Below are 22,365 nucleotides of genomic sequence, written 5' to 3'. Positions count from 1 at the left end.
CACGCGAGGATTGTCGGGTCCCGACAACCGGATCTGGGGGCGTCAGGTGGTGCCGAGGAACGAGGCGGCTTCCAGCCACCCCGCGGCCCCGCAGACCACGGCCACCAGCACGAGCACCACGTAGTCGGCGGCGCCGGGGCGTGCCGGCGCCGCGGCGATCTGACCGGACCCGCCGCGCGCGGTGATGGCATCGCCCATCTCGTCGGCGCGCCGCAGCGCCACCGTGACCGCGGCGGCCAGCAGGTCGATCACCTCGGCGATCCATTGCTTGCGTCGCTCGCGACGGGTCTCCGCGCGCAACCGCGGGCGCAGTCGGCGCGCCGCATAGAGGACGGTGAACTCGTCCATGAGCATCGGGAACGCCCGCAACGCCAGTGCCAGGGTGACCGCCCAGTCGTCGATCGGCAGTTTCAGCCAGCGCAGCGGGCGGCCCAAAGTGGATACCGCGGGCGCGATTTCGGCGACATTGGTGGTCCAGGACACCAGGGCGCCCAGGCCGAGCAGCACGATCGACACCGCGGTGACGCGCAGGAACTTCAGCAGCCCGCCGAGTTCGAGCTCGACTCCGGCGAGATCGACGATCGGGGTGCCACCGGCGAAGGCCGCGGTGACCCCACCGAGCAGCACGATCAGCCACAGCCAGCCCGGAATCGAGGGCAGCGCGCCACGCGGGATCCGCGCCAGCACCACCGCCGCCGTCACCAGAAGGGTGACCAGGGCGATGGGCAGCCAGCCCGGGTAGAACATCAGCAGCACGGCCAGCGCCAGCACGGTGACGAGTTTCGTTCCGGCCCACAGCCGGTGGATCACGGTGTCGCCGGGCACCGGTCGCAGCAGCACGACCGGACGGCGTTGTGAGGAGCTCATGAGGTGGCTCCCGAGGCGACCGGCACCAGCGCGCCCTCGTGCAGGTGCAGGGTGCGCGGGCACAGTTCTTCCAGCCCGGCGAAATCGTGGGAGATCACCACGACGGTCAGCCCGCCGCGGCGCAGTTCCTCCAGCAGCCGCAGCAGTCCGCGGGCGCTGGCGGCGTCGAGCCCGGCCAGCGGTTCGTCGAGCACGATGGCCCGGGGTGAGCGGGCCAGCAGCCCGGCCAGCACCACGCGGCGCATCTGGCCGCCGGAGAGTTGGTCGATACGCCGGTCCGCCAGAGCGGGTTCGAGCCCGACGGTGGCCAGGGCGGCCACCACCCGGGCCCGGTCACGGGCGGGGAATCCGGCGGCGGAAGCGATCTCGCGGTGCACGTGGCTGCGCATCAGCTGCAGCCGGGCCGCCTGGAAGGACAGCGCGACCGCACCGACCTGCTCGGAGACCGGCTTGCCGTCGAGCAGACAGGTTCCGGTGGTCGGCAGGGTCAGACCGGCCAGGATCCAGGCCAGCGTCGACTTACCGGAGCCGTTGAGGCCGTGGATCAGCACGCCGTCGCCCTCATGGACGACCAGGTTGATATCGCGCAGCGCGGTCTTGGCCCAGGGGGTGCCGTCGGCGTAGCGGTGGCTGACATCGGTCAGCTCCAGCACCGGTACCTCCGAGCGAACCTCGTCGCTGGGGGTCGGCACCTCGGCGGCCTGCACCATCTCCGATCCGCCGGCCAGATTGACCACCCGGTCGGCGGCCTCGGCTTCCTCGTTGTAGTGGGTGATGTGCACCAGCGACATGTCGCGCTTGCGGGTCAGCCCGCCCAACACCGACATCAACCCGTCGCGGCCCTGCTGGTCCACCATGCTGGTCACCTCGTCGGCGATCAGCAGCGAGGGCTTGCGGGCGAGCGCGGCGGCCACCGCCAGGCGCTGCAGCTCGCCACCGGACAGGCTGCCGGTGTCGCGTTCGTCCAGACCGTCGAGCCCGACCTCGGAGAGCAGCTCGGGCACGTCGACGTGGGTGCCGGGAGGCAGCCCCCACACCACGTCGTCGGCCACCCGGGTGCCCAGCACCTGGCTCTCGGGGTGCTGCATGATCACCGCGGTGCCGCCCGGGGCGCCGAGTCCGACCCCGCCGGGACGTTCGACAGTGCCCTCGGTCGGCTCGCGTCCGGCGAGGATCAGCATCAGCGTGGTCTTGCCGGAGCCGTTGGCGCCGGTGACGGCGAGGTGTTCGCCGGGGTGCACGTCCATCGACAGCGGCCCGAGCGCGTCGCGGGTGGTGCCGGGGTAGCGGAACACCACATCGCGCAGGGCCATCGGGACCGGCACGACCGGGCCGTCGGTGATGACGGTCTCCAGCTTGTGCACGTCGGGCACCCCGAACAGCCGGGCCAGCACCCGCGACAGCGCCCACCAGCCGACCAGGCTGACGCCCATGATGGCGAACAACCCGTAGCAGAAGATGAGGATCGGCCAGTGCTCCAGGGCCAGCCCGAACAGTTCCCGGAACTTCTCTGCGGCGGGCCGCAGTTCGGGGATGTAGCTCCAGATTGCGACGGAGCCGTCGACGTTGGCGGTCATGGCGGTGAACACCAGCTCACGCAGCCGCGACGCGATGAGCAGCGCCAGCACGGCGGCGGCGCCGAACACCGCACCGGCCACCACCGACACCAGCACCACGACCGGCAGACCCCGGCCGCGGCGTTTGACGATGCCGGTGAGCCCGCCGATATAAGCGCAGTTGATGACGGTCATCAAGCCACCGAAGCCGCCGATCAGGAACGCGATGAGCGCGGCGGCGATGGTGGCGGCCAGCACGACGCGCAGCCGGTACCGGTAGGCGAGCAGGCCCATCGGCACGGTGCCCAGCAGGGACAGTGCCGCCGCGAACGGGACGACGACGGCGATGATCGCGATGGCGGCGCACAGAGCCGCCATCACGGCGGCCTGGGCGAGTTCGTTCGGCTGCAATGACCCGGCCCGGCGCAACGTTGGCGAACCGGGAGGCATCACCCGATTCTGCCAGTTCGCCGGAGTGCTCCGGTCGCCCGCACTGTGACGGTTCCCACGTGACCCCGTTTGCCAATACATAGTGTCTCTATGTAACCTTGTGCAGGTGAATCGTCCGGACAACACCGCGGCTCTCGGCGCCGACCTGCTGGCCGTCGTCGCGCGGATCAACCGGCTGGCCAATCAGCGCATCGAGCTTCCGCTGCCCTTCGCGCAGGCCCGACTGCTCTCGACGATCGAAGATCAGGGATACACCCGCATCTCCGATCTGGCCGCCCTCGATCACTGCTCGCAACCGACGATGACCACCCAGGTGCGCCGCCTCGAGGACGCCGGCCTGGTGACGCGTGCCGAGGACCCCGGCGATGCCCGGGCCGTCCTCATCGGCATCACCGACGAGGGCCGCCAGATCCTCAGCCGGGTACGCGCCGATCGCAGTGCCGCGATCAACCCCTATCTGGAACACCTCGACAACGCCGAGCGCACCGCGCTCGTCGACGCGATCCGGGTGCTGCGCGCGCTGCTCGATATGGCCCAGCAGTCCCCCACGGATTCGCACTGATATTGGTTAGGAGCTCGCACGCCATGTGGCGTCAACCGAAAGCTGTTTGGGCCGTTGCCTTTGCCTCTGTCGTCGCCTTCATGGGCATCGGCCTGGTCGACCCGATCCTCAAACCCATCGCCGACAACTTGAACGCCTCGCCGTCGCAGGTGTCGTTGCTGTTCACCAGCTATATGGCGGTGATGGGGCTGGCCATGCTGATCACCGGCGTGGTGTCCAGCCGGATCGGCCCGAAGAACACGCTGCTGCTCGGCCTGGTGATCATCATCGCCGGCGCCGGATTGGCCGGCATGTCGGCGACCGTGATGGAGATCGTCGGCTGGCGCGCGCTGTGGGGCCTGGGCAATGCGCTGTTCATCGCGACCGCGCTGGCCACCATCGTGAACTCGGCGAAGGGTTCGGTGGCGCAGGCGATCATCCTCTATGAGGCGGCCCTCGGCCTGGGCATCGCGATCGGCCCGCTGGTCGGCGGGGTGCTGGGCTCGATCTCGTGGCGCGGCCCGTTCTTCGGGGTCTCGGCGCTGATGGCCGTCGCGCTGGTGGTCACCGTCTTCCTGCTGCCGTCCACGCCGCGTCCCGAACGGGCGACCAGCCTGATCGACCCGTTCCGCGCGCTGCGCCATCGCGGGCTGCTGGCCGTCTCGGTGACCGCGCTGCTCTACAACTTCGGCTTCTTCACCCTGCTGGCGTTCACCCCGTTCCCGCTGGACATGAACGCCCATCAGATCGGGCTGATCTTCTTCGGCTGGGGCCTGGCGCTGGCCTTCACCTCGGTGGTGGTGGCCCCGCGTCTGCAGCACCGGTTCGGCACGGTGCCCACCCTGGTGGTCAACCTGCTGGCGTTGACGGTGACACTCGCCGTGATGGCGATCGGCACCGACAGCAAGGCGGTGCTGGCGACCTGCGTGGTGGTGGCCGGGTTGTTCATCGGTATCAACAACACCCTGATCACCGAGACCGTCATGAAAGCCGCTCCCGTCGAGCGCGGCGTTGCTTCCGCGGCCTACAGCTTCCTGCGCTTCGGTGGTGCGGCCGTCGCGCCGTGGCTGGCCGGGGTGCTCGGTGAGCAGGTCAGCGTGCACCTGCCCTACTGGGTCGGCGCGGGCGCGGTACTGGCCGGTGCCGCACTACTTTTCGCCGCCCGCGGGCATCTGCGCGGGATCGACGCTCCCGAGGATGAGATCGACGAGCTCACCGATGAGGCCACCGCAGTCACCGTCGGCAACTGAGCTACAGCGCGAAGGCCAGGAACTGCGTCACCTGCGCCGGTGAGAAGTTGTCGTCGGTGACCATGATCACCGACTGGCGGCCGTCGGCCAGCTTGGGCCCCAACGTGATTCCCTCGACGTTGTCCACCGGGTGCAGCTCGGACAGGTCGGCGACCAGGGTCTTGCGGACCGGGGTGGCATCGCCCGCCCGAGCCTGCCCGAGGATGTCATCGGCGTCGTCGATCTCGGCCCGGTACAGCCTGGCCGAGACCCGGGTGCCGAACCCGCGTTCGATCACCAGGAACGAGTTGTCATCCAGCGCAACCAGATCCGAGAGGCCGTTGTCGCCGCCGGCGCCGGAGCTGACCGGGTCCAGCGGATAACCGTACTGCGCGGTCGCCGCGCCGGTATCCGGGTCCAGCCGGGTCAGGCGGGTCAACGCGCCCGTCGTCTCGGTCGGTGACGGACCGTCACCGATGAGTGGACCTTCCATGGCCGCCCACAACGCACGCGCATCGGGGCTGAGCGTGAGCCCCTCCAGCGCATGGTTGCGCCGAGGTCCCTCATCGGCCGCGGTCGTCGTCAGCTCCGCCGGCAGGTCGAACTCGCCGCGGAAGGTGCCGTCCAGACCTGCGGTGCGCACCCACGGCGGTAGTTGCGCGTCATCGGTGCGCTCGCCCTCGCTGGACCAGTACAGCTGCCGGCGCTGCGGGTCGTAGGCGATGCCCTCGGGGTCCGGCGGCACCGATGCACCCGACGCGGGCGCGAACGGTTGACCATCGGTGTCGAGCAGCGGGGTGCCGACCAGTAGTTCGACCCGTGTCAACGCACTGTCGGACAGGGTGATTCGGACGGTGTAGAAACGGGACGGATTCTTGGCCGATCGGTCATCGCTGATCACGAAGAAGCGGTCACCGGACTCGTCGTAACTGATGCCGGACAGCCCGCCGACGGTGGTGTCGTCGAACAGCAGGCCGTGCGCGAAGTCCACCTTCCCCAGAAACGTCAACTCCGATGGCGGCGCGGCCGGGGCCGACGCGCAGGCGGTGCTCATCAGCGCGACCGACAGGAACGCGGCGGGCAGCTTCACACCGTTCAGGTAACCATGACGCCGACCACGGATCCCACCAGGTAGGTGATGGCGATCGCGGCGCCACCCAGGGCCAGCAGTCGCAGCGAGGACCACCACGGCGCCTTGCGGGTGAACTTCGCCGCCAGCGCGCCGGTGATCAGCAGACCCAGCGCGCCGCAGGCCAATCCGGCCCACAGCGATTCGAAACCGAGCAGGTACGGGATGAGCGGCACGATGGCGCCGAGGGTGAACATCACGAACGACGATCCCGCCGCCACCCAGGGTGACGGCTTCTCCCGCGGGTCCACCCCGAGTTCCTGCACCAGGTGGAAGTTCAGCGCCCGCGTCTCGTCGCGGTGGATCTCGGTGGTCGCGGTGGCGGCGGTCTCCGGCGTCATGCCCATGTCGATGAGCATCGCGGTCAGTTCGTCGCGTTCGGCCTGGGGCTGCCTGCGGAAGGACCGGCGTTCGACGTTGACCTCAGAGTCGATCTGTTCGTTGGCCGTCGTCACCGAGGTGAACTCCCCCAGCCCCATCGAGAACGCTCCGGCCAGCAGACCGGCGATCCCCGCGAGCACCACGGCCTGCGCGCTGGCGCCGGCCGCCACACCCGCGATCAGTGCGGTGTTGCTCACCAGGCCGTCCATCGCGCCGAAGGTGGCCGCGCGCAGCCATCCGCCGGTCACATCGGCGTGCTGGTGATCGGCCACATGCGGCAGGCCGGTGGGTGACTCGGGTTCGGGCCGCTCGGTCATGTCGCAAATTCAACGCCGACGATTTTTCACCGTTGTACTCAGGTTTACCTTCGTCGATGCGGGGGCAAGTTACCGTCAACTATGACCACTACCGCAGATCATCTCCGCAACGCGCTCGACGGCCGCTGGCGCGATGTCAAGAACCAGGTACGTGCCGAACTGTCCGGCGAGGTGTTCCGGCCGCACTACACGCCCAACACCGTCATCGCCCGCACCAAGGTCGGCGAACAGATGAAGATCATGGCGGCCCGCGGCGCGGCCGAGGACGGTTTCAAGAAGGAGCACGGCGGCAACGGTGACGTCGGTGCCGCGGTCACCCAGATCGAGATGCTCGCGATGAGCGATCTGTCGCTGATGGTCAAGGCCGGCGTGCAGTGGGGTCTGTTCGGCGGGGCCATCGAGAACCTGGGCACCGAGCGGCACCACAACGCCTACGTCAAGAAGATCATCAACCTGGAGCTGCTGGGTTGCTTCGCGATGACCGAGACCGGACACGGCAGTGACGTCCAGTCGCTGGAGACCACCGCCACCTACGACCCGGAGGCCCAGGAGTTCATCATCGACTCCCCGACCCCGTCCTCGCGTAAGGACTACATCGGTGGTGCGGCCCAGACGGCAAGGGTGGCAGCGGTGTTCGCCCAGCTCATCACCGCCGACGGCGAAGGTCATGGCGTGCACTGCTTTGTCGTGCCCATTCGCGACGACGCCGGCAACGACCTCCCGGGTGTCACGACCTCGGACTGTCATTACAAGGGTGGGCTGCCCGGCGTCGACAACGGCCGCATCCAGTTCGACCAGGTGCGCGTCCCGCGGGAGAACCTGCTCAACAAGTACGCCGACGTCGCCGAGGACGGCACCTACTCCTCGCCGATCGAGAATGTCGGCCGACGCTTCTTCACCATGCTCGGCACCCTGATCCGCGGGCGGGTCACCGTCGGCGGCAGCGCCGGCGCCGCGGCCCGGGTCGCCCTGGACATCGCCACGCGATACGCGTTGGAGCGCAGGCAGTTCGACGCGCCGGGCGCCGATCAGGAAGTGCTGATCATGGACTACCTGGTGCACCAGCGCCGGCTGTTCCCGCTGATCGCCAAGTCCTACGCGCTGCAGTTCGCGCAGAACGAGCTGGTGGCCAAGACCCACGAGCTGCAGACCTCGGACAACCCCGACGCCGAGGAGCAGCGCGAGCTGGAATCGCGCGCTGCGGGTCTGAAGGCCGCCAACACCTGGCATGCGACCAGGGCGATCCAGGAGGCACGCGAAGCCTGCGGCGGCGCAGGCTATCTGGCGGAGAACAGGCTCATCGCGCTCAAGGCCGACACCGACGTGTTCACCACCTTCGAGGGCGACAACCACGTGCTGACCCAGCTGGTGGCCAAGGAACTGCTGACGGCCTACGCCGACGACATCAAGGGCATGAGCCCGGTGGAATGGGTGCGCTTCGCCGCGAACTTCGCTGGCGAGCGGGTGCTCAAGCGCACTGCCGCACAGACGATCATGCAGACCATCGTGGACACCCGCGAGGACAACGAGGAAGAGGGCTCGCTGTTCAACCGCGGCACCCAGGTCAAGATGTTCGAGGACCGCGAGGAGTACATGCTCGCCTCGGTGGCTCGGCGCCTGCAGGGCAAGGCCAAGGAGATGTCTCCGTTCGAGGCGTTCAACGCGGTGCAGGACCACGTGCTGCACACCGCGCAGGCCCATATCGACCGGATCATCCTTGAGGCTTTCGTCGCGGGTATCGACGCGTGTGAGGACGAGGACGCCCGCGAGATCCTCGGCCTGGTGTGCGACCTGTACGCCCTGTCGGTGATCGAAGAGGACAAGGCGTGGTTCGTCGAGCACCGCTTCCTGTCCGTGGAGCGGTCCAAGGCCGTCACCCGCGCCATCAACGACCGGTGCCGCAAGCTGCGCCCGCACGCCGAACTCCTGGTGGAGGGGTTCGGGATTCCCGAGCAGCTGCGCTACGCCGAGATGCTGCATCCCGAGCACATCCCGGACGCCGACGAGCACAAGGAGAAGGACGCCGTCAGCTCGGGCACCATCGAGCCGAAGTAGCGCCTCAGCCGCGCCGGATCTTGTGCGGCCACCAGATGCGGTCACCGATCAGCGACATGGCGGCCGGCACCAGGATGGTGCGCACCAGCGTGATGTCGATGAGCAGCCCGACACCGACGGTGAACCCGATCTGCAGTAGGTTGATCACCCGTCCGCTCATCAGGGCGAACATCGTCAGCGCGAAAACCACGCCCGCCGTGGTGATCACGCTGCCGGTGCTGCCGAAGCTGCGCAGGATGCCGCGCCGCATCCCGTCCGCGGATTCGTCCCTGATGCGGGCGGCGAACAGCATGCTGTAGTCGGCGCCGACGGCGATCAGCGCCATGAACGACACCGGGAAGACCGACCAGTCGACATCGATGCCGATCAGGTGCTGCCAGACCAGCACGCTGACCCCTGCCGCCGCGGCGAAGGACAGCGTCACGACAGCGACCATGAACACCGGCGCCGCGATGCTGCGCAGCAGCACCATGAGCACCAGCAGGACACCGAAGATGGCGACCGCGCCGTAGACGGCGAAGTCCCGCCACACCTGATCGCGCATGTCGGCCGACAGCGAGGCCAGCCCGGTGCTGGCGAATCGCGCCTGGGACAGCGAGGTTCCGGCGGCAGCCTCACCGGCCGCCACCGGCAGGTGCCTGGTCGCATCCAGCGCCTCGGCGCTGTACGGGTTCACCTGCCAGATCACCAGCAGGCGGGCGGTCTTTCCGTCGGGTGCGAACAGCAACTGCTCCGCGGCGCGGAACCCGGCGTCGGCGAGCCCCTGGGGCGGAAGGTAGAAACCCGCACCCGGCCCGTCCGAGGTGTGCGCGCTCAGGGTCGCCAGATAGTCGGTGGCCTCGGAGAGCCCGTCGCTCAGCTGCCCGGTGAGGCCGACCACCTGATCGACACCGCCCTTGACCTGATCCAGACCGGCCGAGAGTTGCGAGACGCCGTCGGACAGCCGGTCGGCGCCACGCACCAGTTCGTCGAGCCGGGCGCGGCTCTGCGACGGTGAGTCTCCGGTGGCGGTATCAGCCAGTTTCTGCAGGCGCGCCACGGTGTTCCTGATCGCCGGTTCGGCCGCGCGCAGCCTGTCGATGGTCTCCTGCGGCATGGCGGTTGCCAGCTGTACTTGGCGCAGCGCCCGGCTGACCGTCCCGCCGGATATCGCGTCCAGGTCGGCGATGCCGGCGCGCGCCCGAGCGCAGATCGGGTCGGCCAGGCAGTCCGGCCGCGCGTCGATGGCCAGCGCCGGCCCGAGCGCCGCGCTCACGGTCCGTCCCGCGTCGAGCACCTGGGTGTTCTGGCTGAGCACCTGCAGCGCCACGTCGAGCAGGTTCACCGAGGAATTGAGGTCGGCGAGCACCGCGTCCAGGTCGGCGGGCGCTCCGCTCGCGGTGGCCAGTGCGGCGTTCGCGGACTCGTAGCTGCCCAGCACCTCGTGCGCGAGTGCGGTGACTTGCTTTATACCGGTGACCAATTGGGGAAGCTGAGCATCCGCGGTGGCGGCGCCGTCTCGCAGTGCCGAGGTGCCCGAGGCCAGCCGCTGCAGATCGGGGTGCGCGGCGTCGACGCGGTCACGCGCCGTCCCCAGACGGTCGGCGACCACCCCGGCCTGGTAGCCGACAGTGGTCTGCTCGAGCTGGTTTCCGTCCGGCCGGGTGAGTGCGCGCACGTAGGCGACTTCGGGGAGCTTGGTGATCCGTTCGGCGATCTGGTCCAGCGCGGCGAGATCGTTGGTGTTCCGCATGTCGTGGTCGGCGGTGACGATGAGGTACTCGGGCGCGACTTCGTTGACGCCCCAATGCTGATAGGCCTTCTGGTAGCCGGCGGAACTCTCGGTGGCGTCGAGTTGCATGGCGTTCTCGTCGAAGTTCACCCGGAAGGTGAGCAGCACCGTCGCCGCGGCGATCAGCAGGACCAGCGAGGCCGCTGCCAGCGCCCCCGACCGGCGCAGCACGGTCGATCCGATACGGCGCCAGCGTCGTTCGTTGAGCTTGCGCGGCTCGGCCAGCCCGCGGCGGCCGAGCACCGACAGCAGGGCATACGGCAGCGTCATCGACACCGCCAGCGCGATCACAATGGCGATCGCGATGGGCGGGCCGGCCGCCTTGAACATGCCGAGCTCGGTGAACCCCATCGCGGTGGCCGCGGCGGCAATGGTGAGCATCGAGGCGATCAGGATGCCCGACACCCGGCTGCCGGCGTAGGCCAGTGAGTCGTTGACCGACAGCTGTTTTCGGCGTCCCTCGTGGTAGCCGGCGAGGATGAAGATCGCGTAGTCGGTGGCCGCCCCGAGCAGCATCGCGGTCATCAGGGCGATGGTGAAATTCGAGACCGTCAGGGTGCCGGACGCGCCGAGCAGCGAGACGACCGGGCGGGCGGCCCCCATCGCGATCCCGATGGTGAGCAGCGGGATGAGCGCGGTGACCACCGACCGGTAGACCATCAGCAACACCAGCATGATCAGCACCACCGATACCGCGGTGATGATCAGCAGCGAAAAGTCCATGGAGCTGAACAGGTCTGCCAGTGTCGGCGACGGGCCGGTGTAGTAGAGCTGCACGCCCGGCGGTGCGGCCAGGGAGTGAATGGTGTCGCGTATCGCGATGGTGTTCTTGTGTGCCTCGGTGGAGCCGACGTCACCGACGCCGGCCACCAGCACGTTGATGGCCTTGCCGTCCGGGCTCAGCGCGATGTCACGCAATCTCTCGTTACCGAAGACGTCCAGCGCGTAGGCGACATTGCCGGTGTCGGCGCGCAGCGCCTCGACGAGCTCGCCGTAGAGCTTTTCCTCGGCGGGACCGATGCCCTGCTCATTGACGATGAGCACGCTGCCGATGGCCGACGACTCCGGCACCCCGAACGCCTGCGACATCTGCCGAAGCGTGTGCGCGGCCGGGATGTCGGCGGGCATGAACGGCGCCGATCGCTCGGCCACGGTGCGTTCGAGCTGCGGGATGGCGAGGTTGAGCGCGCCGACGAGCACCAGCCAGAACCCGATGATGACCCATGCGTACCGGGCGCAGAACCGGCTGAACGCGCCGAAGCGCCGACTGTCACTGTGCTGCATCGCTGCCCCCTCGGCACTTCGTAGACCAAATGGTCTACAAGACCGGGCAGACGTTAGTAGACTGATCAGTACACCGCAAGAGAGGCTCCCATGAAGGCGCGCGATCGACTCGTCACCAGTGCCATCGATCTGATCCGGCGCAACGGCGTCGCCGGCACCGGACTGTCGCTGTTACTGGAGCTCAGCGGCACCGCGCGCCGGTCGCTGTACCTGAATTTCCCCGGCGGCAAGGCCGAACTCGTCGCCGATGCCACCCTGGCCGCCGGCCGCTACACCGGCGATGCCATCGACCACCTGGCCGCCACGCTCGGCCCGGTTCCCGCGGTGCGGGCCTTCGTCGCTGCGTGGCGGGACACCCTCACCGACAGTGCTTTTCTGTCCGGATGCCCGATCGTGGCCGCCGCGCTGGGCCGGTCGGAGGCCGATGTGGCCGCCGACAATGCCGGGGCGGTGTTCCTCGACTGGCAACGCCGGCTCGCCGCCCATCTGGAGGCCGCCGATGTCAGCGCCGAGGACGCCGCGCGACTGGCCAGCGTCACCGTGTCCGCGGTCGAGGGAGCGATCGTCGTGTGCCAGGCCACCAAGTCGGCAGAGCCGCTGCAGCACGTCGAGGACGCGCTCATCGAGCTCTACGAGCTGAAGGTCGCCGCTACGGGGCCGGAGTCGGGATCGGATCCAGCGCCTTGAGCGCGCCGTCCTCGCCGATCTCGAAGCGCACCTGAGCGATCCCGGTCGGGCAGCACGGCTTGTCCTGGCCCCGCAGCCACTGGTACTGCACCGTGGCGATCTTCTCGCCCAACGGCACCACGGTGGTGTACGGGCGGGGCCGCGGGGTGGGTGGGCCGAGCGGCTTGTCGCGGTCGAAGAACAGCACCTGCACGGCGGCGTCCTGCGCGGTGTCCCCGGTGCCGATGACCACCCAGTGCAGACGGCAGTCTCCGGTGTGACCGCGGTCGGTTTCCGTCCACCGCTCGCCTACCTTCTGCACGGCGGTCTTCACCGTCTCGGCGGTGGGAGTGTCCTCAACCGGACAGTCCGACGCGGACTGCGGTGCCGAGTTCGGTGGGCTCCATCCGCACGAGGCCAGGACGAACATGAGGGCCGCGAGGGCTGAGGCAATCCGCGTGAGCCGCATGGCTGTGAGCTTACGGAGTGAAATATCGGCTCTCCCTTGACCCGCGGGCAGCGTGCCCGATAACGACACATTCGACCCGATGCGCTCAGCGAACACTCCGAGTAGCCTCCGAACCATGGGGTTACGTCATATGCGCCGGTTGGTCGTCGTCGGCGCGCTGGCCGCTTCGGGGCTGGCAATCGGCCCTCCGGTCGCCGCCGCCGAACCGTGCTCCGATGCCGAGGTGGTGTTCGCCCGCGGCAGTGATGAGCCGCCCGGTCTCGGCACCACCGGCCAGGCGTTCGTCGATGCGCTGCGCGCGCAGTCCCCCGGTAAGTCCATCGGCGTCTACCCGGTGAACTATCCGGCCACCGGGGATTTCGACAATCGGGCGGTCTTCCCCGCCACGATGTTCGACGGTGTCGGCGACGCCGCAGCGCGAATTCGGTCGACGGTCGCGGGATGCCCGAACACCAAGCTCATCGTCGGCGGCTACTCCCAGGGCGCGGCGGTTGCCACCTTCGCCACCGCGGACCTCCCCGCCGATGTGCAGGACCATGTCGCCGGGCTGGTGCTGTTCGGAAAACCGTCGGCGGGGCTGCTGGCCCAGTACGGTGCCCCGGCCGCCAACATCGCACCGGCGTACGCGGGCAAGTCGCTGGATCTGTGCGCACCCGCCGACAGCGTCTGCGACGGTTCGCCGACGTCGCTGCTGGGGTCACTGGCCCATGCGACCTATCCCTATAACGGCCTGACCGACGCGGCAGCAGCGGCCGCCGCCGGCAGGATCGCCTAGCCCCGGGCCTTTCAGTGCCCCAGAAAGCACTCAGGCCAGCGCTTCCGCGCCGGCCTGTGTTGCTCCCCCGGATGGACTCGAACCATCAACCGTCCGATTAACAGTCGGAAGCTCTGCCAATTGAGCTACAGGGGAATGATGCGGAACAGACTTTAGCGCATGCACCCGGCTGCCCCCGAATCGCCACGTCAGAAGCCCGTTCGGCACGAACCCGGGTGCGTGAGGCAGGATATAAGCATTCTGCTGTCACCGTGAGGGGAGCTCTGTGTTCCGGTTCGTGTTCGTGCTGGGGGTCGGCTATGTGTTGGGCGCGAAAGCGGGCCGGCGCCGATACGAGCAGATCTCTGCCACCTATAAGGCGGTCACCGAGAACCCGGCGACCAAGGCCGTGCTCGACGCCGGGCGCCGCAAGGTGGCCGACCGGGTGTCACCCGATCCGGCGATGGTGAGATTGACGGCGATCGACGCCGAGACTTCGGTGCTGCACCCCGAGCAGGTCGACGTCGAGACGCCGAACCCGCAGAACGGAAAGAGCTTCTAGCTCAGCCGAACGGGATGTTGGTGTTCCAGGTGTTGCCCGGGAGGATCGGCGAGGTGCAGAAACCGCCGTTGCAGATGCCGGCGCCGGGAGTGCCCACGGCAATCCCGTTGCCGTTGGAGGTGGACAGGCAGTTGCCGTCCTCTTTGTTACCGAACCAGGCCAGGCAGGCCGGGCCGGCCTGAACCGATGCCGCCGGAGCCGCCGACAGGGCCAGCACGGGGGCCGCAACCGCCGCGGCAAAAGCGCCGACCACCAGGAACCTGCGCTTCTGAATGCTCAGCGATGCCACGGGTGTTGCCTTTCGGTGTCAATTAACTGCGCACTTACTGTAACGCGTGCGTCACGATCATGCAGTCAAGTCGTCACCGCTGGCCTGCTCCAGCAGGCTACGGCGATAGGTCTCCATGGCCACCAGGTCCCCGAACAGGGCGTGGTACTCGTCGCTGTTGTCCACCGGGGACATCCGCTGCAGCTTGGACTTGACCTCGGCGATCTGCCTGCCCACCGACACTTCCTGCAGGCGGGCCAGCACCCCGGAGATGTAGCGGGCCAGCTTTTCGTCGTCCTCGATGCGGATGGCGTCCACGGACAGCTCATTGATCAGGTTGGCCGCCTCGGGTGAGCCGGCCATATCGCGGACGGTGTCGATCCACTGTCCGCCCGACAGCCCGGACGTCATGCCGCCGGCGGCGGCGATGGCCGTGCGCACCGCCGCGTAAGCGGGGTGGGTGAAGCTCTCGACCGACAGGCTGTCGAACACCGGCCCGGCCAGCCCCGGGTACTGCAGCGCAGATTTGAGCGCCTCGCGCTGGGGCCGCAGAATCGGGTCCCTCGGATCGGGGCGCGACACCGACACCTGAGGCCGGGACGGCGCTTCGGCTCCGGAGCGACGGCTCGAGGTGGCGGCACCCCGTCCATTGGTGCGACCGCCCTTGCGGCCGGCTTCCTCACGGACCCGGCCCAGCACCTGGCCGACGTCCTGCCAGCCGACCCAGCCGGCCAACTGACGGGCATACTCGTCGCGCAGGGTCGGATCCTTGATCCGCGCCACCATCGGCACGCAGCGCCGCAGCGCCGACACCCGGCCCTCGGCGCTCTCCAGATCGTGATCGGTCAGCGCGGTGCGGATGGCGAACTCGAACAGCGGGGCGCGCCGGGCCACCAGATCGCGCAGCGCACCGTCACCGGAACGCAGCCGCAGATCGCAGGGATCCATCCCGTCGGCGGCGACGGCGACGAACGACTGCCCGGCCAGGTTCTGCTCACCCTCAAGTGCCTTCACCGCGGCGGCCCGGCCGGCGGCGTCACCGTCGAACACGTAGATGAGTTCACCGCGGAAGAAGTTGTCGTCCATCATGAGTCGGCGCAGCATCGAGAGGTGCTCGTCACCGAAGGCGGTACCGCAGGCGGCCACCGCGGTGGTCACCCCGGCCTGGTGCATGGCCATCACGTCGGTGTAGCCCTCGACCACGACGGCCTGGTGTCCCTTGGCGATATCGCGCTTGGCCAGATCCAGACCGAACAGCACGTGAGACTTCTTGTACAGCACCGTTTCCGGAGTATTGACGTACTTGGCTTCCATGTGATCGTCGTCGAAGAGCCGGCGGGCGCCGAACCCGATGGTCTCCCCCGACGACACCCGGATGGGCCACAACAGCCGACGGTGGAACCGGTCCATCGGACCGCGCTTGCCTTCACGGCTCAGCCCGGCCGCTTCCAGCTCCTTGAACTCGAAACCCTTGCGCAGCATGTGCTTTGTCAGGGTGTCCCAGCCCGACGGCGCGTAACCGCAGCCGTACTTGGCGGCGGCCTCGCCGTCGAAGTTGCGCTCGATGAGGTACTGGCGGGCCGGGGCGGCCTCCTCGGAGCGCAGCGCCTCGGCGTAGAACTCCTGGGCGGCGGCGTTGGCGGCGATCAACCGGCTACGGCTGCCCCGGTCGCGCTGCACGTGGGTGGCCGAGGCCCCGGTGTAGGTGACGGTGTAGCCGACCTTGTCGGCCAGCAGCTCCACGGCCTCGACGAAGGTGACGTGTTCGATCTTCTGCAGGAAGGCATAGACATCGCCGCCCTCACCGCAGCCGAAGCAGTGGAAGTGCCCGTGGTTGGGCCGCACATGGAAGGACGGGGACTTCTCGTCATGGAACGGGCAGAGGCCCTTGAGGGAGTCCACTCCGGCCTTGCGCAACTGGACGTAATCGCCCACCACGTCCTCGATGCGGACGCGTTCGCGGATGGCGGCGATATCGCGATCGGGGATGCGGCCCCGGCCACCCCGTGACGTGTCGATACCGGCCATCCGGGCAGTCTATCGGCCCATCACAAGGGCCTGGGAGAGCGCACTTCGTGCACTCGTTCCAACCGGGACTCGGTGTAGGACGCGATCTGGTCGATCACCACGCGCAGACGGGCTCCGTCGTCAACGGCCTCGGAGAATTCGAGGGCGAACTGCGGGTCCAGACCGCTGGGCGCCTGCGCCCACAGCGCGAGCGCGACCTCCCGGATGAGGGTGCGCTGGTCGGCCTGCACCTGCAGGTGACGGTGGTCGGACATGATGAACTGCAGGGCCAGCATCTTGAGCACGGCGACCTCGGCCCGGACCAGTTCGGGGACCTGCAGGTCGGTGTCGAACCGCCGCAACGGTCCGGGGCCGGCAGCGGCACGGGTCTGCGAGATCGCGGCGTTGGCGAAGCGGCCGACGAATTCGCTGGTCAGATTCTTCAAGGCCACCGACGCCGTCAGGGTGCCGTCGTACTTGCCGACCGCCTCGACGACCGGCATCTGCGAGAGTCTCGACGACGCTTCGAGCAGTTCGTCGTGGCTGATCGCCGGGAAGGCCTTTGCCCCCAGGTCGGCCAGCGCGGTGGCGGCGTCGCTGTCGGCGAGCACCCGCAGGTCGATGCGACCGGAGATGACGCCGTCCTCGACGTCGTGCACGGAGTAGGCGACATCATCGGCCCAATCCATCACCTGGGCTTCCAGGCACGGCCGCCCGGCGGGCGCCCCGTCGCGCAGCCAGGTGGCCGCGGCGATGTCCTCGGTGTAGAAACCGAACTTCTTGGGGTTCTCGGCCCGTGTCCACGGATACTTGGTGACCGCATCCAGCGCCGCCCTGGTGAGGTTCAGGCCCGCGGAACGGCCTTCGGCATCAAGCACTTTGGGTTCCAGCCGGGTCAGGATATGCAGATTCTGCGCGTTGCCCTCGAACCCGCCGAAGGCATCGGCGATCTCGTTGAGCGCGCGTTCACCGTTGTGCCCGTAGGGCGGGTGGCCGATGTCATGGGCCAAGCCCGCCAGATCGACCAGGTCCGGGTCGCAGCCCAGCCCGACGGCCATGCCGCGACCGATCTGGGCCACCTCCAGGGAGTGCGTCAGCCGGGTGCGTGGGGTGTCACCGTGGCGCGGGCCGACCACCTGGGTCTTGTCGGCGAGCCTGCGCAGCGCGGCGCAGTGCAGCACGCGGGCGCGGTCCCTGGCGAAGGCGGTGCGGTGCTCGGTGTCTGTTCCGGGCAGTGCAGCACCCTTCGGCGACTCGGGCACCAGCCGCTGCCGGTCGAAGTCGTCGTAGGGGTCGGATGTGTCGTGTTGCGTTGCCACCGCCGAACAGTCTGCCAGCAGCGGTGCCGCCGTTCGGACATGCCGCCGTCGCACAGCGCCCGTGTTCACTAGATTGACGGCATGCGTATCGCCCGTTTGCTCAGTGTGGCCCTCGCGGTTCTGACCGCAGGCCTCCTGCTCGCGCCCGCCGCCGCGGGTCAGCCGCCGTTCCGGCTGGCCAGTTATGTGGTGGACGAGGCGAACGCGCTGAGCGGTTCGGACATGACCGAGGTGACCGACGCGATCGACAAGCTCTACACCGACCGCAAGGTCCGGCTCTGGGTCGTGTACGTGGACTCGTTCTCCGGGTCGCCCGCCGCGGACTGGGCCCGGGCCACTATGCGGACCAGCGATTTCGGCAGCAACGACGCGCTGCTGGCGGTGGCCACGACCGACCGCGCGTACGCGCTGCTGGCGCCCACCGCGGCGGCCGGCGGCGTGGATGTGGATGCGCTGCGCCGCAATCAGGTTGAGCCGGCCCTGCGCGATCAGCAGTGGGCCGAGGCGGCGATCGCCGCGGCCCAGGGCCTCGACGGGCCCGCCGCCTCGTCCTCGACATCGTCGGGATCCTCTGATTCCGAGCTGAACTGGTTCGGGGTGCTGGCGATGCTGGCGGTCATCGCGCTGGCGGTGGTCGGGCTGCTGCTGTGGTCACGGCGGCGTAAGCGCAAGCGCCGGGAGGCCGATTTCGCGGCCGCACAGCGCGTCGATCCGGCCGACCCGACCGCGCTGGCGGCCGTCCCGCTGGACACCCTCGACGAGCTGTCCCGCTCCATCGTGGTCGAGGTCGACAACGCGGTACGCACCAGCGAGAACGAATTGGCGCTGGCCGTCGAGGAGTTCGGCGAGAAGGACACCGCACCGTTCAGCACCGCGGTGACCGCCGCCAAGACGACGCTGGCCCAGGCGTTCAACGTGCGCCACATCCTCGATGACGCGGTGCCCGAGACCCCGCAGCAGCGCCGCGATCTGCTGACCCGGGTGATCGTGGCGGCGGCCAAGGCGGATCGCGAACTGGACAAGCAGCGCGAGGCGTTTTCCCAGCTGCGCGATCTGGTGATCAATGCCCCCACCCGCCTGGATGCACTCACCCAGCAGATGGTCGATCTCACCGCCCGCATCGTGCCGGCCGAGCAGACGCTGGCCGGGCTGCATCAGCAGTTCTCCCCCGCCGCGCTGCACTCGGTGGCCGACAATGCCGAAACCGCCAAGCACCGGCTGGCATTCGCCGATCAGAACATCACGAACGCGCGGACGCTGGTGGCGCGGCCGGCGGGACGCCAGAGCGGGCTGGTCGACTCGATCCGGGCGGCCGAGTCCGCGCTCGGTCAGGCCAGGACCATGCTGGACGCGATCGACAGTGCCGCCACCGATATCAACCGCGCGATCGCGACGCTGCCCGACGCGATCACCGATATCCAGAACGGCATCAAGGCCGCCGGCACCCAGCTGGCTCAGGGCGGCATCGCCGAGACCGAAGCGCTGACCGCCGCCCGCGATGCCGCCACCCGCGCCGTGACCGAGGCGCAGGCCAACGGCAACACCGACCCGCTGGGCGCCTTCACCGCCCTCACCCAGGCCGACGCCGATCTGGACCGGCTGCTGGCCACCGTCGCCGAGGAACGCGAGGCGGCCGAACGGCTGCGCCGGGCGTTCGAGCAGGCCTTGTTCTCCGCGCAGTCCCGGGTGCGCGGCGTCTCGGATTTCATCGACACCCGCCGCGGCAGCATCGGACCCGAGGCGCGCACCCGGCTCGCCGAGGCCGTGCGCCAACTGCAGGCAGCGCAGGACAAGCAGGGCATCAATATCGCCGAGGCCATCGCGCACGCCAACGGAGCGGCGATGCTCGCCGGGCAGGCCCAGACGATCGCCAACAGCGATGTCGCCAAAACCCAACAGCAGTACAACAATTACGGCGGTTTCGGTGGCGGCGGCGGCTCCAATACCGGCGCGATGATCGGCGGCATCATCATCGGCAACATCCTGTCCGGGGCGCTGCGCGGCGGTATGGGGGGCGGCGGCGGATGGAGTTCCACCACGTTCGGCGGCTCCGGCGGCGGCGGGTTCAGCGGCGGCGGGATGAGCGGGGGCGGCGGCCGGTTCTAGGTGGTGTAGAGCGACAGGTGCACATACACCTCGTCGGGTGCGCGTTCGTCGACGATGATCTCGCGGGTCACCGTGCCGTGGGCCGCCGTGTCGACCTGGTCCTGGGCGTAGCGCGGATCAGGCGCCGCACTCAGTTCGGGCCCGGCGATCACCGGCGTCGACTTCGGGATGTCGGACGGCCTGGGCGCCACGGAGAACTGCGCGAGGAACTCGCCGAGCTGGGCGTCGGTCATCCGTAAAGCCAACCGGTAACGGGTGTCTCGGCCCGAATCGGTGTCGGTGCCGAGAACCTGAACTCCCGGGGGCAGCGTCACGTCGCCGAAGTCCGCTGCGGTCTGCGCCGATACCGGCATTGTCTGGTCTCCTCCGTCGCGGGGGGCATCTGGCGTCGAGCAAGCACACAGCATCAGCAGCACAACTGCCAGCAATCCGGCCAGCCTCATCGGGGAGCTCCGTCGTAGGTCGAGACCGACGACGCGCCCGTGATGTCGAATTCACGTGCCAGCCCGGCGGTTTGCAGGCCGGCCATCTGCTCGTCGGTGATGGTGATCGGACCGATCTTTGTTTCTTTGCCTTCGTCCCAGTTGTACCGGTCGGCGACGTTCACCTGCGACTCGACATGCACCCGGGGCTCGCCGCCCGGCGTATCGGGCGGGTAGACGGTCACCACGCCACCGGCTGACATGTCCACCCCGCCGACCGCGCGATACCAGTCGGGATTGGCGTCCGGGTCCATGTAGTAGCCCTGCCACGGTGTACGGAACGGCACGGGCTGACCGTACTGGCCTGTCGCGGCGGCCTCGGCCACGATGCGGTTCACCTCATCGTTGACCATCGCGTCCCCGCGGGCCTGCATCTGCGGGATGTCGTTCATCATCGAATTCACATCCAGGTTGTACGGGTCCCCCGAGTTGTCGAGGTAGTGGTCCAGAAGTTCGGCGGCGTGCGGCCATTTCTGCTCGATCAGCGGCAGACCGCCTTCGATCGCGGCCTTGAACGCCAGATCGTCTCCGCGCGAATACCAGGGCTGCGAGCCCCATTCACCGGATCCTTCATCGTGTTTGGTCCACGGCGGTGGTTCGGGGATACCGTTCTCACCGGGCTTGCCCGGCGGCTGATCGGTCGGCTGACCATCAGGATCATCGCTGTCACCGTCGCGGCCCTCACGGTCGCCCAGGGTCTGATAGCCCTCGCCGATATCGCGGATACGGGCCGCGATGCCGTTCATATCGGTGTTGGACCGCCGCAGGATGTCGGCGACCTCGCCGACACCGCGTGACACGACGGGGATCAGGGCACGCTCACCGGCCGCGTTGGGCGGCACGCTGGCCGCGGCGCTCATCACCCACTGTTTGACCGCCTCCAGGTCCCGGCGGCCCGCCGCGACCACCTGCGCGGACCGATCCACCTCGGTGCCGAGGCGCCGATCGAGTTCGGCGAGCCCGCCGATGGTGCCGCCCAGCCGTTCATTGCGGCCCGAGTAGGCCTCGGCCGCGGCACCCGTCCAGTCCGCCCCGGGTGCGGCGGAGGCGACCACGCGACGCAACTCGTCGAGTTGGCCGCTCTGGTCGAACTCCGCGCCACCGACCGGCGTGCCCTCGCCGAGCGTCGCGCGGGCGTTGTCCCACGTCGAAAGAAATGCCCCCAGAACGCTGATCGCCGCCCCCTTCGGTCCCTCGACTCAAATCCTAAATGAGCCCAGAGCCACTCCGGCGCAGCAATTCGGCGCTAGCTGCCCAGGTGATCGGCGAGCTTGTCCAGCTGCGCCTTGTACCCGAACTTCATCCCGAACGCGGCCATCTTGGCCTTGTCGCCGATGCTGGTGATGGTGACGTCCAGCGTGATGGTCGTCTGACCGTCCCGCTCGCTGAGCGTGATGTCGTTGGTGTGCTCGATCGTCGTCGTCGACTCCTGGCCGTCGGTCCAGGACCGCGCGTCGTACGTCATCCGGGTGACGGGGTCGACCCGGGTGAAATTGCCGGCCATCGGCCAACGGGTGCCGGCGTACTTGCCCATCCCCTCGCCGGCCTCCATGACGACGTAGACCTCACCGCCGACGCTCGGGTCGATGCGGCATTCGGGGACGAAGGTGTTCTTCGGGCCCCACCATTGCTGCAGCATCTCGGCCCGGGTCCAGGCTTCCCACACGGTGTTGATGGGCGCACTGTAGGACCACTGGAGGGTGAACTCTTTCTTCTTCTTGAACAGTTGCAGAATCATCGGTCTTCGTCCTTCTTCTCGTGTGTCATCGAATTCAGGAAGTCACCAAGGGAATCCAGCCGGTCTTCCCACAGCCGCTCGAAGGACGCGGCCCACTGGCCGATGTCCTCGAACGGTGCGGCTTCGAGCTGGTAGATCCGCTGCCGCGCCTGGGCCTGGCTACTGACGAGCCCCGAATCGCCAAGCACCCGAAGGTGTTTGGACACCTGCGGTTGCCGGATCCCGAGCGCCTCGGCGATCGCGCCGACCGACAACGGCCCTGCCCTGAGCAGATCGACAATCCGCAAGCGACTCGGCTCCCCCAGCGCCACGAACACCGCCGCTTGCATGCCAGTCACCATAAGCCGACTGACGTATTCCCGTCAAGGAATATGTCATGTCCACTTTTCCCGCGAGCGTGCGTGTCTGCTGGCA

General features: G+C 68.5%; 20 protein-coding genes and 1 tRNA gene. 7 read left to right on the top strand and 14 right to left on the bottom strand.

What is annotated here, in order from left to right:
• Positions 1 to 42: 42 nt before the first annotated feature.
• Both ASE48_RS24410 and ASE48_RS24405 read right to left on the bottom strand, forming a co-directional pair.
• Positions 43 to 867: a CbiQ family ECF transporter T component gene (locus ASE48_RS24410; protein WP_057169735.1), complete on the bottom strand. Its 825-nt coding sequence runs from the start codon at positions 865 to 867 to the stop codon at positions 43 to 45.
• Entirely contained in the window at positions 864 to 2,873 is a 2,010-nt protein-coding gene (locus ASE48_RS24405; protein WP_057169734.1) for a DUF2232 domain-containing protein, read from the bottom strand. The genes ASE48_RS24410 and ASE48_RS24405 overlap by 4 nt, the downstream gene beginning before the upstream one ends.
• Positions 2,874 to 2,979: 106 nt before the next feature.
• Between ASE48_RS24405 and ASE48_RS24400 the strand changes: the two genes are divergently transcribed.
• Together ASE48_RS24400 and ASE48_RS24395 are read left to right on the top strand one after the other, a co-directional pair.
• Positions 2,980 to 3,435 (top strand): MarR family winged helix-turn-helix transcriptional regulator, encoded by a 456-nt coding sequence (locus ASE48_RS24400; RefSeq protein ID WP_057170013.1) that lies wholly within the window; start codon positions 2,980 to 2,982, stop codon positions 3,433 to 3,435.
• A gap of 23 nt (positions 3,436 to 3,458) precedes the next feature.
• Positions 3,459 to 4,664: an MFS transporter gene (locus tag ASE48_RS24395; RefSeq protein WP_057169733.1), complete on the top strand. Its 1,206-nt coding sequence runs from the start codon at positions 3,459 to 3,461 to the stop codon at positions 4,662 to 4,664.
• 1 nt (position 4,665) lies between these two features.
• Here the strand turns inward: ASE48_RS24395 and ASE48_RS24390 are convergent, their stop codons facing one another.
• Both ASE48_RS24390 and ASE48_RS24385 read right to left on the bottom strand, forming a co-directional pair.
• Positions 4,666 to 5,733, bottom strand: a complete 1,068-nt coding sequence (locus ASE48_RS24390; RefSeq protein ID WP_235571448.1) for an esterase-like activity of phytase family protein — start codon at positions 5,731 to 5,733, stop codon at positions 4,666 to 4,668.
• A gap of 5 nt (positions 5,734 to 5,738) precedes the next feature.
• Positions 5,739 to 6,470 (bottom strand): VIT1/CCC1 transporter family protein, encoded by a 732-nt coding sequence (locus tag ASE48_RS24385; protein ID WP_057169732.1) that lies wholly within the window; start codon positions 6,468 to 6,470, stop codon positions 5,739 to 5,741.
• An 81-nt stretch (positions 6,471 to 6,551) separates the two neighbouring features.
• Here ASE48_RS24385 and ASE48_RS24380 point away from each other — a divergent pair, with 81 nt between their 5' ends.
• Entirely contained in the window at positions 6,552 to 8,525 is a 1,974-nt protein-coding gene (locus ASE48_RS24380) for an acyl-CoA dehydrogenase family protein (protein ID WP_057169731.1), read from the top strand.
• 4 nt (positions 8,526 to 8,529) lie between these two features.
• Here ASE48_RS24380 and ASE48_RS24375 read toward each other — a convergent pair whose 3' ends face one another.
• A complete protein-coding gene (locus ASE48_RS24375) occupies positions 8,530 to 11,580 on the bottom strand; it encodes an MMPL family transporter (RefSeq protein WP_057169730.1) in 3,051 nt (1,016 codons plus the stop codon).
• A gap of 90 nt (positions 11,581 to 11,670) precedes the next feature.
• Between ASE48_RS24375 and ASE48_RS24370 the strand changes: the two genes are divergently transcribed.
• On the top strand, positions 11,671 to 12,267 hold the full coding sequence (locus ASE48_RS24370; RefSeq protein ID WP_057169729.1) for a TetR/AcrR family transcriptional regulator: 597 nt from the start codon (positions 11,671 to 11,673) through the stop codon (positions 12,265 to 12,267).
• Here ASE48_RS24370 and ASE48_RS24365 read toward each other — a convergent pair.
• Positions 12,230 to 12,715, bottom strand: coding sequence for an LppP/LprE family lipoprotein (locus ASE48_RS24365; RefSeq protein WP_057169728.1), 486 nt, complete (start codon positions 12,713 to 12,715; stop codon positions 12,230 to 12,232). The two genes, ASE48_RS24370 and ASE48_RS24365, sit on opposite strands and share 38 nt — an antisense overlap.
• Positions 12,716 to 12,830: 115 nt before the next feature.
• On the opposite strand from ASE48_RS24365, the gene ASE48_RS24360 reads away from it, so the two are divergent.
• Positions 12,831 to 13,490: a cutinase family protein gene (locus ASE48_RS24360; protein WP_057169727.1), complete on the top strand. Its 660-nt coding sequence runs from the start codon at positions 12,831 to 12,833 to the stop codon at positions 13,488 to 13,490.
• A gap of 62 nt (positions 13,491 to 13,552) precedes the next feature.
• Here ASE48_RS24360 and ASE48_RS24355 read toward each other — a convergent pair.
• Positions 13,553 to 13,625 (bottom strand) — tRNA-Asn (locus ASE48_RS24355).
• Positions 13,626 to 13,755: 130 nt separating this feature from the next.
• Here ASE48_RS24355 and ASE48_RS24350 point away from each other — a divergent pair.
• On the top strand, positions 13,756 to 14,031 hold the full coding sequence (locus tag ASE48_RS24350; RefSeq protein ID WP_057169726.1) for a hypothetical protein: 276 nt from the start codon (positions 13,756 to 13,758) through the stop codon (positions 14,029 to 14,031).
• Position 14,032: 1 nt separating this feature from the next.
• On the opposite strand, the gene ASE48_RS24345 is transcribed toward ASE48_RS24350, so the two are convergent.
• From ASE48_RS24345 to ASE48_RS24335, 3 genes are read right to left on the bottom strand one after another with little or no spacing between them, the layout of a single operon-like run.
• The gene (locus ASE48_RS24345; RefSeq protein WP_082614390.1) at positions 14,033 to 14,320 is read right to left on the bottom strand and encodes a DUF7155 family protein; all 288 of its coding nucleotides are present in this window, start codon (positions 14,318 to 14,320) and stop codon (positions 14,033 to 14,035) included.
• A gap of 57 nt (positions 14,321 to 14,377) precedes the next feature.
• Positions 14,378 to 16,327 (bottom strand): DNA primase, encoded by a 1,950-nt coding sequence (dnaG, locus tag ASE48_RS24340; RefSeq protein WP_057169725.1) that lies wholly within the window; start codon positions 16,325 to 16,327, stop codon positions 14,378 to 14,380.
• 20 nt (positions 16,328 to 16,347) lie between these two features.
• Complete coding sequence (locus ASE48_RS24335) at positions 16,348 to 17,625, bottom strand: deoxyguanosinetriphosphate triphosphohydrolase (protein WP_057169724.1); 1,278 nt, start codon at positions 17,623 to 17,625, stop codon at positions 16,348 to 16,350.
• 81 nt (positions 17,626 to 17,706) lie between these two features.
• On the opposite strand from ASE48_RS24335, the gene ASE48_RS24330 reads away from it, so the two are divergent.
• Positions 17,707 to 19,731 (top strand): TPM domain-containing protein, encoded by a 2,025-nt coding sequence (locus tag ASE48_RS24330; RefSeq protein WP_057169723.1) that lies wholly within the window; start codon positions 17,707 to 17,709, stop codon positions 19,729 to 19,731.
• Here ASE48_RS24330 and ASE48_RS24325 read toward each other — a convergent pair.
• The 4 genes from ASE48_RS24325 to ASE48_RS24310 form a co-directional block, all read right to left on the bottom strand.
• Complete coding sequence (locus ASE48_RS24325; RefSeq protein WP_235571446.1) at positions 19,728 to 20,084, bottom strand: hypothetical protein; 357 nt, start codon at positions 20,082 to 20,084, stop codon at positions 19,728 to 19,730. The genes ASE48_RS24330 and ASE48_RS24325 overlap by 4 nt on opposite strands.
• A gap of 86 nt (positions 20,085 to 20,170) precedes the next feature.
• Complete coding sequence (locus ASE48_RS33215) at positions 20,171 to 21,379, bottom strand: EspA/EspE family type VII secretion system effector (protein WP_442928762.1); 1,209 nt, start codon at positions 21,377 to 21,379, stop codon at positions 20,171 to 20,173.
• Between the two features lie 80 nt (positions 21,380 to 21,459).
• Positions 21,460 to 21,951: an SRPBCC family protein gene (locus ASE48_RS24315; RefSeq protein ID WP_057169721.1), complete on the bottom strand. Its 492-nt coding sequence runs from the start codon at positions 21,949 to 21,951 to the stop codon at positions 21,460 to 21,462.
• Positions 21,948 to 22,280, bottom strand: coding sequence for an ArsR/SmtB family transcription factor (locus ASE48_RS24310; protein ID WP_057170010.1), 333 nt, complete (start codon positions 22,278 to 22,280; stop codon positions 21,948 to 21,950). Before ASE48_RS24310 ends, ASE48_RS24315 begins: the two co-directional genes overlap by 4 nt.
• Positions 22,281 to 22,365 lie beyond the last annotated feature (85 nt).

Source organism: Mycobacterium sp. Root265 (assembly GCF_001428895.1).
Lineage (GTDB): Bacteria > Actinomycetota > Actinomycetes > Mycobacteriales > Mycobacteriaceae > Mycobacterium.
Note: the sequence above shows the minus strand (reverse complement) of the source record. Positions and strands in the feature narration are given on the sequence as shown.

Coding starts and splice junctions, on each gene's coding strand:
- ASE48_RS24410 (WP_057169735.1), bottom strand. CDS start 867: ATGAGCTCCTCACAACGCCGTCCGGTCGTGCTGCTGCGACCGGTGCCC.
- ASE48_RS24405 (WP_057169734.1), bottom strand. CDS start 2,873: ATGCCTCCCGGTTCGCCAACGTTGCGCCGGGCCGGGTCATTGCAGCCG.
- ASE48_RS24395 (WP_057169733.1), top strand. CDS start 3,459: ATGTGGCGTCAACCGAAAGCTGTTTGGGCCGTTGCCTTTGCCTCTGTC.
- ASE48_RS24385 (WP_057169732.1), bottom strand. CDS start 6,470: ATGACCGAGCGGCCCGAACCCGAGTCACCCACCGGCCTGCCGCATGTG.
- ASE48_RS24380 (WP_057169731.1), top strand. CDS start 6,552: ATGACCACTACCGCAGATCATCTCCGCAACGCGCTCGACGGCCGCTGG.
- ASE48_RS24375 (WP_057169730.1), bottom strand. CDS start 11,580: ATGCAGCACAGTGACAGTCGGCGCTTCGGCGCGTTCAGCCGGTTCTGC.
- ASE48_RS24370 (WP_057169729.1), top strand. CDS start 11,671: ATGAAGGCGCGCGATCGACTCGTCACCAGTGCCATCGATCTGATCCGG.
- ASE48_RS24365 (WP_057169728.1), bottom strand. CDS start 12,715: ATGCGGCTCACGCGGATTGCCTCAGCCCTCGCGGCCCTCATGTTCGTC.
- ASE48_RS24360 (WP_057169727.1), top strand. CDS start 12,831: ATGGGGTTACGTCATATGCGCCGGTTGGTCGTCGTCGGCGCGCTGGCC.
- dnaG (WP_057169725.1), bottom strand. CDS start 16,327: ATGGCCGGTATCGACACGTCACGGGGTGGCCGGGGCCGCATCCCCGAT.
- ASE48_RS24330 (WP_057169723.1), top strand. CDS start 17,707: ATGCGTATCGCCCGTTTGCTCAGTGTGGCCCTCGCGGTTCTGACCGCA.
- ASE48_RS24325 (WP_235571446.1), bottom strand. CDS start 20,084: ATGCCGGTATCGGCGCAGACCGCAGCGGACTTCGGCGACGTGACGCTG.
- ASE48_RS24315 (WP_057169721.1), bottom strand. CDS start 21,951: ATGATTCTGCAACTGTTCAAGAAGAAGAAAGAGTTCACCCTCCAGTGG.
- ASE48_RS24310 (WP_057170010.1), bottom strand. CDS start 22,280: ATGCAAGCGGCGGTGTTCGTGGCGCTGGGGGAGCCGAGTCGCTTGCGG.